The 14,398-nt window shown below is 35.4% G+C and carries 20 protein-coding genes, 1 tRNA gene and 2 pseudogenes; 9 read left to right on the top strand and 14 right to left on the bottom strand.

All coding sequences use genetic code 11. The features are described from left to right. Positions 1-69 precede the first annotated feature (69 nt). From PC_RS10890 to PC_RS10880, 3 genes are all read right to left on the bottom strand, one after another. Positions 70-255: a hypothetical protein gene (locus PC_RS10890; RefSeq protein WP_052236294.1), complete on the bottom strand. Its 186-nt coding sequence runs from the start codon at positions 253-255 to the stop codon at positions 70-72. Between the two features lie 253 nt (positions 256-508). After that, a complete protein-coding gene (locus PC_RS10885; RefSeq protein ID WP_181679024.1) occupies positions 509-895 on the bottom strand; it encodes a helix-turn-helix domain-containing protein in 387 nt (128 codons plus the stop codon). Positions 896-922: 27 nt separating this feature from the next. After that, positions 923-1,270: a type II toxin-antitoxin system RelE/ParE family toxin gene (locus PC_RS10880; protein WP_039356943.1), complete on the bottom strand. Its 348-nt coding sequence runs from the start codon at positions 1,268-1,270 to the stop codon at positions 923-925. 167 nt (positions 1,271-1,437) lie between these two features. On the opposite strand from PC_RS10880, the gene PC_RS11820 reads away from it, so the two are divergent. The 5 genes from PC_RS11820 (at position 1,438) to PC_RS02485 (ending at position 2,571) form a co-directional block, all read left to right on the top strand. Beyond that, positions 1,438-1,563: a hypothetical protein gene (locus tag PC_RS11820; RefSeq protein ID WP_269474204.1), complete on the top strand. Its 126-nt coding sequence runs from the start codon at positions 1,438-1,440 to the stop codon at positions 1,561-1,563. Between the two features lie 97 nt (positions 1,564-1,660). After that, positions 1,661-1,918 carry a hypothetical protein gene (locus tag PC_RS10875; RefSeq protein WP_039356940.1) on the top strand — a complete coding sequence of 86 codons (258 nt, stop codon included), beginning with the start codon at positions 1,661-1,663 and terminating at the stop codon, positions 1,916-1,918. Between the two features lie 14 nt (positions 1,919-1,932). Continuing rightward, on the top strand, positions 1,933-2,175 hold the full coding sequence (locus tag PC_RS10870; protein WP_181679023.1) for a hypothetical protein: 243 nt from the start codon (positions 1,933-1,935) through the stop codon (positions 2,173-2,175). Then, entirely contained in the window at positions 2,133-2,279 is a 147-nt protein-coding gene (locus PC_RS10260) for a pentapeptide repeat-containing protein (protein WP_079890459.1), read from the top strand. The genes PC_RS10870 and PC_RS10260 overlap by 43 nt, the downstream gene beginning before the upstream one ends. Continuing rightward, positions 2,233-2,571, top strand: a complete 339-nt coding sequence (locus PC_RS02485; RefSeq protein WP_011175062.1) for a pentapeptide repeat-containing protein — start codon at positions 2,233-2,235, stop codon at positions 2,569-2,571. Before PC_RS10260 ends, PC_RS02485 begins: the two co-directional genes overlap by 47 nt. A 91-nt stretch (positions 2,572-2,662) precedes the next feature. Here PC_RS02485 and PC_RS11665 read toward each other — a convergent pair. The 6 genes and pseudogenes from PC_RS11665 to PC_RS02455 form a co-directional block, all read right to left on the bottom strand. Continuing rightward, a pseudogene (locus PC_RS11665) lies at positions 2,663-3,286 on the bottom strand (aminoglycoside phosphotransferase family protein). A gap of 952 nt (positions 3,287-4,238) precedes the next feature. Further along, positions 4,239-4,616, bottom strand: coding sequence for a hypothetical protein (locus PC_RS02475; protein ID WP_011175058.1), 378 nt, complete (start codon positions 4,614-4,616; stop codon positions 4,239-4,241). 11 nt (positions 4,617-4,627) lie between these two features. Next, a complete protein-coding gene (locus PC_RS09840; protein WP_011175057.1) occupies positions 4,628-4,978 on the bottom strand; it encodes a hypothetical protein in 351 nt (116 codons plus the stop codon). Next, entirely contained in the window at positions 4,966-5,202 is a 237-nt protein-coding gene (locus PC_RS09835) for a hypothetical protein (protein ID WP_181679022.1), read from the bottom strand. Before PC_RS09835 ends, PC_RS09840 begins: the two co-directional genes overlap by 13 nt. Before the next feature lie 338 nt (positions 5,203-5,540). Then, positions 5,541-5,897: a DUF488 domain-containing protein gene (locus tag PC_RS02465; protein ID WP_011175055.1), complete on the bottom strand. Its 357-nt coding sequence runs from the start codon at positions 5,895-5,897 to the stop codon at positions 5,541-5,543. A 385-nt stretch (positions 5,898-6,282) separates the two neighbouring features. Further along, the gene (locus PC_RS02455; RefSeq protein ID WP_011175053.1) at positions 6,283-6,696 is read right to left on the bottom strand and encodes a DNA glycosylase family protein; all 414 of its coding nucleotides are present in this window, start codon (positions 6,694-6,696) and stop codon (positions 6,283-6,285) included. Between the two features lie 135 nt (positions 6,697-6,831). Between PC_RS02455 and PC_RS10860 the strand changes: the two are divergent. Then, positions 6,832-6,951: pseudogene (locus PC_RS10860) on the top strand (IS982 family transposase); the annotation flags it as partial. A gap of 505 nt (positions 6,952-7,456) precedes the next feature. On the opposite strand, the gene PC_RS02445 reads toward PC_RS10860, so the two are convergent. The 3 genes from PC_RS02445 to PC_RS02435 all read right to left on the bottom strand — a co-directional run bounded on the left by PC_RS02445 (position 7,457) and on the right by PC_RS02435 (position 9,509). Further along, a tRNA-Ile gene (locus PC_RS02445) sits at positions 7,457-7,529 on the bottom strand. 56 nt (positions 7,530-7,585) lie between these two features. Beyond that, the gene (locus PC_RS02440) at positions 7,586-9,145 is read right to left on the bottom strand and encodes a S10 family peptidase (RefSeq protein WP_011175051.1); all 1,560 of its coding nucleotides are present in this window, start codon (positions 9,143-9,145) and stop codon (positions 7,586-7,588) included. An 85-nt stretch (positions 9,146-9,230) separates the two neighbouring features. Then, positions 9,231-9,509 carry a DUF167 domain-containing protein gene (locus PC_RS02435; protein WP_011175050.1) on the bottom strand — a complete coding sequence of 93 codons (279 nt, stop codon included), beginning with the start codon at positions 9,507-9,509 and terminating at the stop codon, positions 9,231-9,233. Between the two features lie 56 nt (positions 9,510-9,565). On the opposite strand from PC_RS02435, the gene PC_RS02430 reads away from it, so the two are divergent. Further along, positions 9,566-9,895, top strand: coding sequence for a hypothetical protein (locus PC_RS02430; RefSeq protein ID WP_011175049.1), 330 nt, complete (start codon positions 9,566-9,568; stop codon positions 9,893-9,895). 80 nt (positions 9,896-9,975) lie between these two features. Here PC_RS02430 and PC_RS02425 read toward each other — a convergent pair whose 3' ends face one another. Then, the gene (locus tag PC_RS02425; protein WP_011175048.1) at positions 9,976-10,302 is read right to left on the bottom strand and encodes a hypothetical protein; all 327 of its coding nucleotides are present in this window, start codon (positions 10,300-10,302) and stop codon (positions 9,976-9,978) included. A gap of 545 nt (positions 10,303-10,847) precedes the next feature. On the opposite strand from PC_RS02425, the gene PC_RS02420 reads away from it, so the two are divergent. Together PC_RS02420 and lepB are read left to right on the top strand one after the other, a co-directional pair. Further along, a complete protein-coding gene (locus tag PC_RS02420; protein WP_011175047.1) occupies positions 10,848-11,585 on the top strand; it encodes a hypothetical protein in 738 nt (245 codons plus the stop codon). A gap of 472 nt (positions 11,586-12,057) precedes the next feature. Further along, on the top strand, positions 12,058-13,968 hold the full coding sequence (gene lepB, locus PC_RS02415) for a signal peptidase I (RefSeq protein WP_052278634.1): 1,911 nt from the start codon (positions 12,058-12,060) through the stop codon (positions 13,966-13,968). A 181-nt stretch (positions 13,969-14,149) separates the two neighbouring features. On the opposite strand, the gene PC_RS02410 is transcribed toward lepB, so the two are convergent. Further along, the gene (locus tag PC_RS02410) at positions 14,150-14,374 is read right to left on the bottom strand and encodes a type II toxin-antitoxin system Phd/YefM family antitoxin (protein ID WP_011175045.1); all 225 of its coding nucleotides are present in this window, start codon (positions 14,372-14,374) and stop codon (positions 14,150-14,152) included. Positions 14,375-14,398: the final 24 nt, after the last annotated feature.

Raw genomic sequence — 14,398 nt, 5'->3', positions numbered from 1 at the left:
ATTACTTTGAAGTCTTAGTCCCTTATCGAGAAGGCTAAGAATAGCTCTTTCTGGGGCAGGGAAATAATTCTATGCTTCGACACAAAGATTTAATTGATTAGAAACTAACTTATTAGGCCTTTTATTATGAATATGTCCATGAAGCTGAAAGTGAGCGGGCGTTGGATTTGTCGGAATATGAATGAGCTCAACAACATGCTGCCCTATTTTTAGAAATACCGATTCTAAAACTAAATGAAATTCAATCCGATGCATGCACGTTGCATTGACATCATGATTTCCTCTAATACAAACCTTATGAACTTTGAGCTGGGAGCATATTGCTTTTAGATGTTCAACATCTCCTAGCCCAAAATCGCCTAAAAAGAAAACTTGATCCCTTTCCTCAACGCATTTATTCCAATTTTTAATAGGGAACGTTTCATTTTTTCCAAGCGTGCAAAGAGACGATTGGCATACTTACTAATATTGACATGTGAAAAATGCGTATCTGCAATAAACCATTTTTTCATGACGATTTAGCAGCTAAAGGGATGTTTGGATAACCTTCCTGACTAATGACGTTGACTCTTGCAGTTTTGCGATTGCGAGGCTTCGACCTTACAACAATATCAATGTCTTGCCCAAGCAAATTTAAAAAATGCATTAAACGCTCGACAGAAAAGCCAGAGAGTTTACGGCGCAGTAAGGCAGAAACTTTGGGTTGATTGATTCCCATCATTTCAGCAGCCTTTGCTTGCGTGAGTTTGCGCTTTTTAATGATATGATCAATCTCCCAGGCAAGCTCTGCTTTGATCAGCTCTTCATCAGCGTTTTTAATTCCTATATCTGCAAAAATGTTTTCACTGCTCACTTCAAATTCTACGTCTTCTTGTTCGTGTTTTTTTTTAACCATATGACCTCCGTTTCTATTGTGGTTCTATTATTCATACTTTTGCTGAACGCTCTTCAATCGCTGTTCGATTAGATCGATTTCCTGTTTAGGTGTTTTACTTCCAGTCTTTGACTTTTTTTGAAAAGCGTGGAGGACGAATACAGCCTCTTTCATTTGAACGGTATAAATTGTGCGGTAGGTTCCTTGACCATCGCTTTGAACAATTTCAAGAATGCTTCCCCCACCAAAACCTTTTAAAGGCTTGGCATCTTTATGCTTTTCTCCTTTCTGGGCAATATATAAAACATGCCCCATCTCCCTTCTTATATCGCTAGGAAAATTCATAAAATCTTTCTTACTTGATCCCACCCAGATAATTGGCTTTCTCTGATCCATGTGTCCTCCAAATGCTTATTATCCTAAAAATGGGATATAAATTCAATAATCTTTTAGAAAGCTGCCAATGCCAATAGTTCAAATAATGATTATTATTTGCTTAAAGCTTTTATTTTTGATAGAGTAAAAGCATTTAAATTTGTAATTTTAATAATAGAGTGATGTTCATGGCTTCCATTCAATCTTTAAAACGCTTTAAAATAGATAAGCTTATTCGCGATAATCTTCCAGAATTGATGAGAGGTAAAGGAACTGCCGTCCATGAACGCAGAGAGCCAAGAATTTATCTCTAGATTAAAAGGAAAATTAATTGAAGAATCAAGAGAAGTCGACCAGGTTGAGACACGATGAATTGAGCTAGCAGAAGAACTAGCAGATGTTTTAGAAGTCGTGCGTATTCTCGCACAACAGAATGAAATTTTAATCAAGGAAATAGAAAAATTCCGCCTAAATAAACGAAAGTCTAAGGGCGGATTTGATAGCCGTATTTACAATCTATTCATTGATATCCAAGAAGATAACCCTGCTATTGAGTACTACTTAGCTAAAGCGAATCAATACCCTCAAATCAATCATTCTCAAAATTCTTGTATCTTTTGCCAAATCGCTAATCAGGAGAGAAAAAGCAGAATTTATAGCCTCTTTTAAGCAAAGGTGGCATCGTGCGATACCGCTACGATGACCACTTCGAACTCGAGAAGGGCATTCTCAAAGGCTTCCAAGGTCATGAAATTGAACAGAATATAGATAGAGAGATAATCAAATCGGAAAACTTTTCCAAGGAAAGCCTAGAAAAGCATTCCTTCACTGACTGCACCTTCAATAGTTGTGATTTCTCTGAAACTATCCAGCGGAATGCAAAATTCAATCGTGCACTTTCTCGAATTGCAATTTCAGTCTTGTAAAGCTGGACGGTTGCCATCTTCAGAATGTTCAATTCTCAGACTTCAAGATTACTGGAGATGAATTTTTTCAAATGCGAGAAGACATTTTTCTCAGCGAATTTTAAGAATTGTCTGCTGCAGTACTGCAATTTTTTAGATCTCAACATGAAGAGTAGTTCTTTCAATGGAAGCAAATTAAAAGACAGCCATTTTACAAACACAACATTGAAAAGTGCTGATTTCAGCGGCGTTGACTTGTCAGGAGCAATTTTCCACAATTGCGATCTGTGCAATGCAGATTTTTCTAGTAGTACCCAATGTGATATCGATCCGAAATCAAATAAAATCGAGAAAGCAAAATTTTCTTTTGCAGAAGCTTCTGGGTTGCTCCACGCTTTTGATATAACAATTGTTTAGAATGACTTAAGTTTCAATCATAGGCAGAACTGATTGAGCTGGAGCTAAAAGTGGTCGGCATCAAGGCCGTCTTCCTCCTGCCAGCAGGCTGCTAAAATAAGGCGATCGTAATATACCACTCAGCCATCACTTGAAATGGATATTTGAAATAGATGGAGATAAATTTAAGATCTCTCTTAGGATCTTCGACGCATGCCCAAACTTCATATATGGGGCAGCCTATGACTCCTTTCGGGTCGATGACTGCCCAGCTCCCTTGAGAGAAGATGTTTTCTTGATGGAGATCTCCATGAAGAAGAACTTGGGCGACCTGAACTATTCTTCATGAGTCGCTTTTTCAAACTGTGGGCTTTCTCCAAATGATCTTTCGGAAGGTCCTATTCTTTGTCAATTGTGATAAGCCATTCTTCGATGCAGGGAAACGCCCCTTTATTGGAAGGGGAGTTTGATGCAGCCTGTTCATAACCTTACAGGCAATCTCTATTCTGCTCTCCTTAGAATGACTGTTTTTTAACAAAGCTCCTGGCATTGCGCGCCCTAATAAAAGGACACCGCCTTTGCGACCAAGAACAGAAACCGCTCCGAATCCTTTGAAAACATCAAGGGCTCGCTTCTTGATCTGTTCATAATCCGGGCTGAGTTTCAAAATGATAGGAGTGCAACCTTGAAACCCTCCCAGCACATAGCTATAGCTGAGATTCGAAAGCGGCTTCAACTCGGACAATTCCCACGCACTTTTTAACTCTTCTATGGTAGAGTCAGTCCAACAAGCCAGCTTTCTCCACTCCTGCCATAGATCTTGGCGATGTTGGCTTGCAGCTTTTCCATAAACAATCCCTATGATGCTAGATCCGGCCCCGTTTAAAAAACGAGACGTTTTTGGCGACGATCGATTGAGGAGTGATTTTTTATCATGACGTCCAATGGATCGACGATGTTTGCTACGAACCAAGGATTTCAACTCTCTTTATCCGGGCCTAAGTATTTAGACACAAAGCGCATCAAGTGCCCTTTATCGCAGCTTGCAAGGACCGCTAACCTCGTATGCCTACATGTTTGAGAATGCCTTTTTCCAAGTCGTATTCCACTATCCCGGCAGCGCATCGCGACTCAACATGTAGCCTTTTCACAAAATTGTCTTGAGAACTTTCGAAAATCCAAAAGCAGGATTCTTTCCAAAGAAACCAAACCGGGGAATCACTTGGGGGCTCCTTTTTCAACAATCGATAAATGAGCCATCAAATATTTACAAAGGACATCGTCAATTTCAAAATCTTGCTGAACAAACTCCATTCTCATCCTTTCTTCCATAAATTATGATCTACATTGTAGAAAGATAGAGCTAAATTTCAGTCAAAATCAATCGAAGTGACCTAAATTTTCATGAATTAAGCTAGTAGACTGGGTATGAAATGCGCGAAAGGAGTAGAATCCTGAAAAAAATTTTGACATAATGCCATGTGATTTGTGTGTATGGCGAGTATATCAGAACGAAAACTGTTTATTTTGAACGGTTTAAAAAAGTGGGGCAAGTAGGATTTGAATCTACGAACAGCGGGTTATGAGTCGCCTAATCTTCCACAAACTAGCATAAATGAGAGTACATAGGCACACTACATTCAATGATTTGAGTAAGGACTGATTGTGCTGGTCTGCGTAATTTTGTTCTACTCTTTTCCCACCGAGTGCGTAATATTTGCGTAAAAAGCTAAGGCGTCAGAAATAACCCCCACAAACTCAATTAGAAAATAGCTAGTGACAGCTATTATAATTGGCAGCACGAAGTAGAAACAAGCTTGCGAATATTTTTTTTGAAAATATTGATGCCACATAAAAAAATTGAAAAGAGAATTGAAAGAGGGATTGAAAGGCAAAGGAGGATAAAGATCCATTGAAGAAATTTTATGCCAGAAGGATTGAGAATCGCTACTGAAAATAGAGAAGCGTATAAGAGAAATGGAAAAGGAATCGCATAAAACAACGTCATTATCCAAATCCATCGCTTGGTTATTTTTTTGTTTTAGGAGATTTGCTTCATTTGTCACAACTAAACCTCCTAGACGGTAGCGTAATCCATTAAATTAACTGATACAATTGCCGTAGGATTAGGGTTTTCTTCTTTGTACCTCTCCGTAATAACTTTAACTTCGTTTTGATAGTAATCGTTGCAAAATGAATGCTCATACTCGGGCCCAGGATCTAAGTTGGTGACATTGCTGATTTTCTCTAACAGTTCCTCATAGTATGCAATTCTTTTTTTTCGAAGATTTGAATTACTCGAACCTCTATTGTAATCCACGCTATCGGAATGGGTCATGCCCTGGCGTAAGCTTTCCGCTTCTTTACTGACCTGGTTATAGTCTACTGCTAGTCCTGCGCTTAAAATGATATCGTTCATCCCGTGCATGGTGGCACCGCGGAAACCATATTTTTTGCTGCAGCTGTCACTGGAGCTGTAGCAGAGAAATCTGTGATAAACAAAATAATATCATAGTGTCGATAAATATCGTTTTCCAGGCTCAGCTTTTCTCCATCCGTCGAAATGACCATATTGGGCAATTCCAAGTTGCTTCCACCTGTTGTTTCATAAGCAAATAAATCGCATTTACTGACGCCCAATTCTTGCATCAAGCCATTTCGCAATCCTTGAAAAAAATGTCATGGGCTTTTTTTTGCACGGGTAACTTGTCATTTTTTAAAAATTCGAAGTTGATAACATTTTTTCATTTTTTGGGGATTAAATACAGTTTTAAGTAAACGGAATAGGTCGAAGGGAGAAAATTTCAAATCGATTTTGAGTTCATATATTGCGGTCTTATGCATAGACATCTCCTGACTAAAATCTCGAAAAATTATATTCCTATAACTTTATAGATGAAGGATAGTGCCTATAGTGTTAATAAAAAAATTGACACAAGTTTCTTTATGTGTTCTCTGTAATAAAACAAAGATCAATTACAATTGCATAGTCAATTTTTTTTGTGTTTTTCTAAATAATTTCTAAGACATACTGCGTTATTGTGCTCAGTATCTTTTGAGCTGTATAATAAGGTAATACTGTTTTTGTGGAGAGCTTTCAAAATAGGTTCTAAGGCTACTTGGTTTTCATCCAATTCTTCGAAATATTTCTTTTGAAACTCCTTCCATTTCGCAGGGTCATGAGAAAACCATTTTCTTAAATCTGTGCTTGGGGCCACTTCTTTTAGCCATTCATCCATTTTTAAGTCTTCTTTTTTAACTCCTCTAGGCCATAATCGTTCAATTAGGATTCGAAGACCATCTTCTTTGGAAGCCGGATCATATACTCTCTTAAGATTAATTTTCACAATGTTGCCCCTTATTTTCATCTTTTCAAGGTTAATAACCTGAAAATTCCTCTGTACGAATTATGTCATCATCAATACCGTATTCATTGAACGCTTTATGTATGAACGTTACCATTTTTGCTGGTCCTGAAATATAATATATTGGTTTAGATACATCGTTGACATATTTGGATATAATTTTGCAGTCTATGTGGCCTGTTTTACCATTCCATGATTTTTTAAATTTATCCATCGATGTCATTACCGGAATGAAAAGGATTTTGGAATCACATGATATTGGTTCTCAAAGTGCTTCTTCTCTTTTTTCCTGTTTTTAAGATTAATTTTCAACTCTATTCTATGACTCCTTGCTTCGATAATTTTTCGAGAAGAAAATGAAAATAAATCAATCCTGCATAAGGATTCCATTCCTTTTCAACTTTTTTAATCCTGTTAAAATCTGGTTTTTCCGAAGCTTAAGAAGATTTATAACACTTTTATTAATTGCAACGTCGTCACCTGGTAGAATCTCTGTTTTTCCAAGACCTCTCAGTAAAGTATATTCAGCAGACCATCGTCCAATGCCTTTAATGCCACATAATAATTTGATGATTTCTTCATTAGATAATTTATCAAGATCACAAAAGGTTTTTTCATTGACTATAGTTGAAGCAATCAATATCAAAGTTCCACTTTTATGTTGGCTAAACCCTAAAGCCATCAATTCTTTTATTGTACACTTCATAATTACACAAGTTTCTGGAAAAGAATAAATTATATGACCATTTTCTTCAAAAGAGCTTTCAAACTTTTGCGTCAAATTGTTTAATAACCTCAACTTTGTGTTTAGGTGTTTAGGCTTAAACAAGATACATAAAATTTGAATGATAAAAGACCTCAACATGATTTAAAAGCATTGTTTACCACAACCATACTTAATCATGAGAGGTCAAAAATGGATGTAACTGAACTATATTGTACAATTGATGATTTCTGGAAACCTTTCAAGCAAGAATGGGAAAAACACCTTATAGAATCTGGAAAGCACAAAAAGGGCCCAGAATCTGTGTTATCTCGCGGATCCCTCCCATATAACCTCCAAAATAAAGTATAGTACACTAGCGCAAATGGCAAAAAAACAGAACAGCGGATGCATTCCGCCGAATATCAATCAAAATATCAGCCTGTAAGTAGGTTTGAGCTATAAGATATGCAGTTTTTTACGCACTTATTACGCAGTTCAAGAAAGATTTGACTGTTTTTTGCATGATTTGGTCGGCTTTTGCCGACAAAGAGAATTTTTCGACGTTCCCATCGATCCCATGACGTATTTAGTGATATGGGAACGGTTAAATGAATTGTAATTTGCTGAAAATGAAATGGAAAGGAATCGCGTTCCCAGAATTCCCATTGTTCTCACGAAAAATGGAGAAGTAGGAAAAATTTTCAGAAAAATCGGTCGATAAAAGGAAGTATTGCTTTGAATTGCGCTGGTTTGTTGTGGTCGATTGCGTAAAATGAGGTTTTCGCAACATTTGCGTAAAGCTCGAAAACCTGCTTAGAAGTATAGGTAGAAAAAGTGGGGCAAGTAGGATTTGAACCTACGACCAGCGGGTTATGAGTCCGCTGCTCTAACCACTGAGCTATTGCCCCAAGTAAAGAGTAAGACAATAAAAAATAACATTCTTCGAAACAAAAATCAAGTTTTTCTAATGACTAATTGAATCATTCGTATGGAGTTCCTTTTCTTGGGCTTCTAAGGTTATTCGAAAAAATTTCGCCAAGTCTTCTTTTAATTTGATAAGAGCAGGGCGATAAATATACATCATATGACCAGCGTCATAATAAGTCATCATGACGCGATTTGGAAAAGAGGGGTCTAATCCTAAATGATTAAATGTATATTCGGTCGCAAAAAATGGAGTTGCTAAATCGTAACATCCATTTGCGACAAAAATACGAAGATAGGGGTTTCTAGTCATGATACTTCGAAGAGTTTCTGCCACATTTAAATACTGATTTCCATTCCCATATTTCCAAGGTTGGACATCCGTTAAAATTTTATAATGACTCTCCCCTTTCCATTTCAAATCATTATAAATATAATGATTGAGCGTTGCTGTGAAAGCTCCAAAAATAGCATCCATACTCGGATCGTATTCGAAGTATTCCCCTACGGCATCAATATCAATTCCTAAAAATCGGCTATCAAATCTTCCAATTGTACGTCTATTGTTTCTTAACAACTCTTTAACATAACGCATCATATCGATACGGAGCTGGCTTTTTTCTACGTAATCGACCGAAAGACCTGTCAAATGAGCAATTTCACGAGCTACTTTTTGGTATTGATCTTTGGAAAGTAAATCCCCTTTAAATAAAGCATTTGCATAAACATTATCGACGAATTCACGAGCTATTTTAAGAACTTCTTCCAAAGGTAGCTGCTGCAAGTCAGGAGGAAGTTTTTTGTGATACCAAGCTGTTGCAGTATAGCTTGGTAAAAACAATAAGTAAGGCAGATCATTTCCAGCATTAAAATCAATCGATTGGAAATTAAGTACAGAGGAAACCAAAATCAGGCCGTTGATATTAAGATAATAATTTTTATGTAAATATCCAGCCAATCCGACAGCTCTTGTCGTCCCATAGCTTTCTCCCGCAATAAACTTGGGAGATTCCCATCGATGATATTGAGTAATATAAATTCGAATAAATTCAGCCATTGATTTGATATCCTCTTCCACACCATGGTAGTCTTTAGCACTTTCTGGAGGAATAGCGCGGCTAAATCCTGTAGAAACAGGATCAATAAACACCAAATCGGTGTCATCTAAAATAGAAAATTCATTGTCAATTAGATGATAAGGAGGTAGAGCATCGCCGTTATCTGTCAAAGCAACCCTTTTAGGGCCAAAAGTTCCTAAATGCAACCATACTGAAGAAGAACCAGGTCCTCCATTAAAACAAAACGTAATAGGTCTTTGACTCAAATCAGTAACTTTTTCTTTCATATAACTGATAAAAAAAATACTTGCTTTGGGGTCACATTTTTCATCTTTAAGAAGAAGGGTTCCTGCAACAGCTTTATACGCAATAGATTTGCCATTAATAACTAACTCATGCGTTGTTTCGGTAAATCCTTCTGTTGTTAAACATTTAGAAGCTTCCGGTTGAGCTTTAACCTTCTTTGCTTCTGCACTTGATAAATGGAATTGAAAGATTAATAGATTCAGGCAAATCAATAAACAATGAATAGCTTTTCTCACTATGGGCTCCTAGTTAGAAATTGGTAGCAATCAGTCTATTAAAAATGGGAGTTTTAGATAAGAAAAAGTTGTCCTTCATTTCCTTTCAAGCTAGCAACACTTGAAGCCTTTCCAATGAAATATCTTGAATGCAAATTTTTTTGTGTCGACTCGTTTGTCCTTGAATAAGCTGAATAGAACTTTTTCGAATCTTAAATAAGGAAGAGAGAAAACGAATGAGTTCTGTATTTGCTTGGCCTTTATCGGGAATGGCTGCCAGTCGTATTTTTAATTCATCCCCTTCCCATCCGACTTTTTCTGAAAAAGAAGCAAGAGGAATGACTTTGATTTTAATAATGATTCCTCGATTTGTTTGTTGAAACATTTATAACCATTATTATAATAAGTTAAGTTTCCGATGCTTTATTTAAGGAATGAAACATGAAAAATAAAAATGCTCTCTTAGTAAGCTGTACATTTATTACTTTTGTTGCTGTTGGCAATTTGATCCGTTTGTTTTGGGATATCTCTCTTTCCATTGGCCCATTAGAGCTTCCTGGATGGACTGGTGCTATTGGATTTCTTTTATTCGGAATTTTAGCTGCTTGGTCTTTCCAAGAGCTTTACGCTCTTAAGCATTTAATAAAGTTTTTAAATCAGCAAAGGAAACAAGAATTGCTTCAGCTTCCTGAATTACCTATAGAACATATTCAAAATTCTATAATTGAAGATTTACCTCACGATATACAACAAGAAACAAACAAAATTTAAATTTACTTTTACTATGTTGGCACAAACTTCCTTTTGCTTTAAAACATCAGATAAAGTTCCCTAAAAGAGTTTATTATCTTTTATTGATTGCTTTTAGGCTGCTTTAGCAATTCTCGCTTTCTTTTTTCCAGCTGTTCAATTTTATCTTGAAGGTCACGCTCGAGCTCTTTTATTTGTTTAAATTTTTGAATTTCTCTTTCGTAAGCTGACCAATCTGCAATCATATATTCTTGCCCTGTCACTACTTCATTAAATTCAGACGATTGTAACTCTTTTAAGTGCTGTTTGAGTTCAATAAGTCGCTTATCAATATAAGGAATTTCTGAAGAATTTTCAGGATTGATTGCATGTGTACAGCCAAAAACTATTAAAAAAAAGAGTAAAAATTTTGTTGATTGTTTGAACATAAAAATTCTCCTTGAGAAATATTGGAAGCCATCTTACTTATACCATTTCTAGAAAATATTGATTCATAAAAACTAAGCCTTAAAATTATTTTATGTCTCATACTTATATGCAGGTTAAGATTTTTTAATCCAGAGGTTGAATTTTTTATCTTAAGCACTATGTGAATATTTTACGGTTTTTAAACAATGGGTTAAATTTAAAAATAAAATCAACTGCTAAAGCAATTTTTTGTTTCCCTTACTTTTTACCATTTTCCATTCCTAAAATTTTTATCCTTAAAGCTAAATAAATTAAAATGTTAGATAGAATTCAAATAAATAACCCTCGCAAAAAACTTGTAGAGAATTTTTTAATATATTTTCAATTCAGGTACGTTCTTAGATGAATATTAGGGGGCACTCTCACAAACTTTTTGAATTTTTTATTAATCCTATACTAAAAATACTAGTATACTATATTGCTTTATTGTTTTATTGCTGGTAATTTATCATAAATCAAATCTTTTATTAAAATAAAAGCTTTCAGGCATAGATGGAGAATAAAAATGCTTCACAAAATCTTTTTAACGCTAATCTGCTTATTGATAAGCTGGAAGCCGATTTTAGCTAGCGAAATTTTACAGTTACGCAAAAATTTACAAAGAGCGGTGCCTGGAGACTATCTTGTTATTTCTTCAAATAAAACTGATACACTCATGCATATCTACGATAAACAAGATGATATTCTTACCATCGAAGAGATTGCGATTCCCGATTGTCGTAAACCTAAGCAATTAAGCTGGAAAAAATGGGTAGAACAATATGCTCCAGGAAATACTTCTTGGGTGATGTATGAAATTAATTTGCAAACTGGACGTATGATTCGTTACTACTCTTTTTCTAAAAATGATTGGTACGCGATTTCTGATGCTGATAATTTTTTATCGACTCTTCTCAATTTGAAATTATCTCCTATTCCTCAAGAAGCCCGTAAAAAAATCGGACCCAAGCCTAATTCTGGGCCGGATTGGAGACCTGTATGGCAACCTCGTATGATTGTCAATGGTTCGATCATTAAAGATGTTCGCTTTAATGCTTGGCGTACCAGATGGCCTAAAGATGGAAGTGAGCTATCAGGCAAAATAATCGAAATTTATTTACCTGTAGATAATCAGCAGTATCCTTCTTATTTCCCTTACTGGCTTCAAGTCAATGGAGTGATTGGTAAAGCTAAAATTAGAATAATTGATTCTGGTACGCAGCTCATATCTCCAAAATCACCTCTTCCTGCTTTAAATCCTTGACCAGGGCGGTTAATTTGGCGTATACTTATCAACAATTTTTTCATCGAAAAAAATATTTCTCAGCTTTTGGAATCTGTTCACTAACAAACTTTCGTTTGATTTACATAATCCTTTAAATATTAATTGATTAATTCAATTATCGCATATATTTTTTTTGAAAAGAAAATTTTTTGAAAAAAAATTTCACTCATTAAACAAATTTTTTATCGACAGTTTTAAACACTTTTTCCACAAAAAAACACTCTTAATTTCAATCTTTTATTAAAAAAGGGTAAACAAAACACATACAAGTATTTAACAAACCTTTTTGAAACCTAACTTTTTGATAACCAAGCAATTAAAATCATAAAAAAGAGGCCAAATTAAACTTTGCGAAACGCAAACATATTTTTTAAACTTCAATTTATAACATTGTCATTTGTTAGCGAATCGGTTATCATCTTTGGGTTTTAAACTTCACAAATCGAATAATATGTTTAGTAAACCTCGCCCTTATTCCTTAGCGAAATCTCACCAAATATTAAAAACTTCCTATACTTTTTATCAGAAAAAACGAAAGCAACTCTCTGCAGATCATTTAATTCATTTTGAAACTCTCTTAGAATCCCTTGACAAAGTCATTCAAAAAGAAGATCGATTAAAAGCAGATGCTTTCGCTAAAGAAGCTGAAAAATTTACTCAAATACATTTTAAAAAGAGCTTTCTAGATTATACTTGGGAAATTGGTTTAGCCATTTTTATTGCATTATTAATTGCCGTTGTAGTTCGTCAAATGTGGTTCGAGCTTTATGAAATCCCCACCGGTTCTATGCGCCCAACTTTTAAAGAACAAGACCATCTCTCTGTCACAAAAACAGCCTTTGGTTTAAATATACCATTGGAGACTAATCATTTTTATTTTGATCCAAACCTTGTCCAAAGAACAAGTGTGGTAATTTGGTCTGGTGATGGAATTTCTCATCTCGATTCTGACTCTACCTTCATGACTATTTTTCCTTATACCAAACGTTATATCAAAAGGTGCATGGGTAAACCTGGAGATATTTTGTATTTTTACGGAGGTAAAATTTATGGGATAGATCAAGATGGCAATGATTTAAAAGAATTACGAGATAGTCCCTATCTCTCAAAACTAGATCATATTCCTTTTACAAACTTTGAAGGCAAGCGAGCTTATACTCAAGATTCCCAACTGAAAATGATTAATCAAGTCGCATTCGGCCATTTCTCTCTAAATGTTGGACGTTATCGTTTTATGCGTCAATCTATTGCAGGAGAGGTATTCAATGGTAGAGAATGGATTAAAGACAATCCTCTTGCTCAGAAAAAAGCACACCGCTCTATTGAAACTTATAGTGATTTATGGGGAATTCGCAACATCGCCATCGCAAGATTATTGACAAAAGATCAGATAGAAAAGTTTACAACATTTTCTTTAAAAGATTTTGGAGAAGGAATTCTTTACTTAGAGTTAAGACATACTCCTAGCCTTAGTTATCCTTTACCCATTCTTTCAGATTTTTATGGACCATCAATTGAAGGTTTTACCACATTAATTCCTCTTGAAGAAAAACATTTGAAAGCTCTTATGGATAATATGTACACCTGCCGTTTTCATGTTCAAAATGAAAAAGGAGTACCTTATCGAGTTGAAAATCAGAAATCTCCTTCTCAACACAGTCCTTCGTTTCCCAATGTTCCTAACGGAACATATGAATTTTATTATGGAAAAGCTCAGCAGATTCATTGGGGTGGTATTTCCACAACACTGCCCTCTAATCATCCTCTTTATGATTTCACACCCAATAACGTCCAAAAGCTATTTAATATCGGTATTGAGATGAATAATCAAGTAGAGCCTAATCAAGCTAAACAAGCTTTTTTTCCTAATAGATATGTGTATTTTCGAGAAGGCGATTTATATGCTATGGGTGGAAAAGTTTTGGATAAAGAAGATTCAGTTTTACAAAATTTTCATCAAACAGAAAAAAATCGTGAGGAAAAATCTACTGAAGCAAACCCTTATATTGCTTTTAAAGACTATGGACCTCCTTTAACCTCTTCTGGTGAATTGGATAAAGAGTTTATTCGTACATTTGGATTAAAAATCCCTCAAAATCATTATCTCGTTTTGGGTGATAACCACGCCATGAGTCAAGATAGCCGTTTTTTTGGCCCGATTCCGCAAGCAAATTTACAAGGTGCTCCCTCTCTTATTCTTTGGCCTCCAGGCGATCGCTGGGGTTTCCCAAATCAAAAACCTTATCCTCTTTTTACATTTCCAAGACTAATTGTTTGGGGTTTAGCGAGCTTGATCGGATTAGCCTGGTGGTTATTTCGTCATCATAGCCGAACAAAATCTGTGTTCAAAAAATTAGGATGAAATTGACAAGATATGGGAAATTTTTTTAAAGTTCACAGATTTATTCTATCTTTTTTATTCTATCTTTCTTGAGCAAATAAATTCAAAGATAATGGTGAAGGCCATGAAAATTTACATTTTCAGCAAAAGATTCGGAATTCAAGTATGGATGCTGAATGACCATTTGCCATTCAGCATAAATTTAAGAAGCAACTTCAGAAGGTTGCTGATAGCATTTAAAGCTATTCATAAGACCAGGAGTTGACAAAAGCTCTAAGGTAACAAGTAGGTTCTGGTAGGTTTCTTCCGATAAAATAATGACCGTCCCTTCTTCAGATGTAATTTTAAATTGAATATTATCTTGCTGAGCGATTGCAATAAGTCCAGACAAGTTTTGTCTTGCCTCTTCAGCTGTTAATGTATTCATAATTCCCCTTTTTACAAATACTGA

Source organism: Candidatus Protochlamydia amoebophila UWE25, from assembly GCF_000011565.2.
GTDB lineage: Bacteria > Chlamydiota > Chlamydiia > Chlamydiales > Parachlamydiaceae > Protochlamydia > Protochlamydia amoebophila.
Note: the sequence above shows the minus strand (reverse complement) of the source record. Positions and strands in the feature narration are given on the sequence as shown.

Excerpts from the sequence above, each read along its gene's own strand:
- PC_RS02430 (WP_011175049.1), top strand. The coding sequence starts at position 9,566 with ATGAAAAATAAAAATGCTCTCTTAGTAAGCTGTACATTTATTACTTTT.
- PC_RS02425 (WP_011175048.1), bottom strand. The coding sequence starts at position 10,302 with ATGTTCAAACAATCAACAAAATTTTTACTCTTTTTTTTAATAGTTTTT.
- PC_RS11820 (WP_269474204.1), top strand. The coding sequence starts at position 1,438 with ATGGCTTCCATTCAATCTTTAAAACGCTTTAAAATAGATAAGCTTATT.
- PC_RS09840 (WP_011175057.1), bottom strand. The coding sequence starts at position 4,978 with ATGCACGGGATGAACGATATCATTTTAAGCGCAGGACTAGCAGTAGAC.
- PC_RS02485 (WP_011175062.1), top strand. The coding sequence starts at position 2,233 with ATGAATTTTTTCAAATGCGAGAAGACATTTTTCTCAGCGAATTTTAAG.
- PC_RS10880 (WP_039356943.1), bottom strand. The coding sequence starts at position 1,270 with ATGGATCAGAGAAAGCCAATTATCTGGGTGGGATCAAGTAAGAAAGAT.
- PC_RS02410 (WP_011175045.1), bottom strand. The coding sequence starts at position 14,374 with ATGAATACATTAACAGCTGAAGAGGCAAGACAAAACTTGTCTGGACTT.
- PC_RS02420 (WP_011175047.1), top strand. The coding sequence starts at position 10,848 with ATGCTTCACAAAATCTTTTTAACGCTAATCTGCTTATTGATAAGCTGG.
- PC_RS10885 (WP_181679024.1), bottom strand. The coding sequence starts at position 895 with ATGGTTAAAAAAAAACACGAACAAGAAGACGTAGAATTTGAAGTGAGC.
- lepB (WP_052278634.1), top strand. The coding sequence starts at position 12,058 with ATGTTTAGTAAACCTCGCCCTTATTCCTTAGCGAAATCTCACCAAATA.
- PC_RS02435 (WP_011175050.1), bottom strand. The coding sequence starts at position 9,509 with ATGTTTCAACAAACAAATCGAGGAATCATTATTAAAATCAAAGTCATT.
- PC_RS10890 (WP_052236294.1), bottom strand. The coding sequence starts at position 255 with ATGCATCGGATTGAATTTCATTTAGTTTTAGAATCGGTATTTCTAAAA.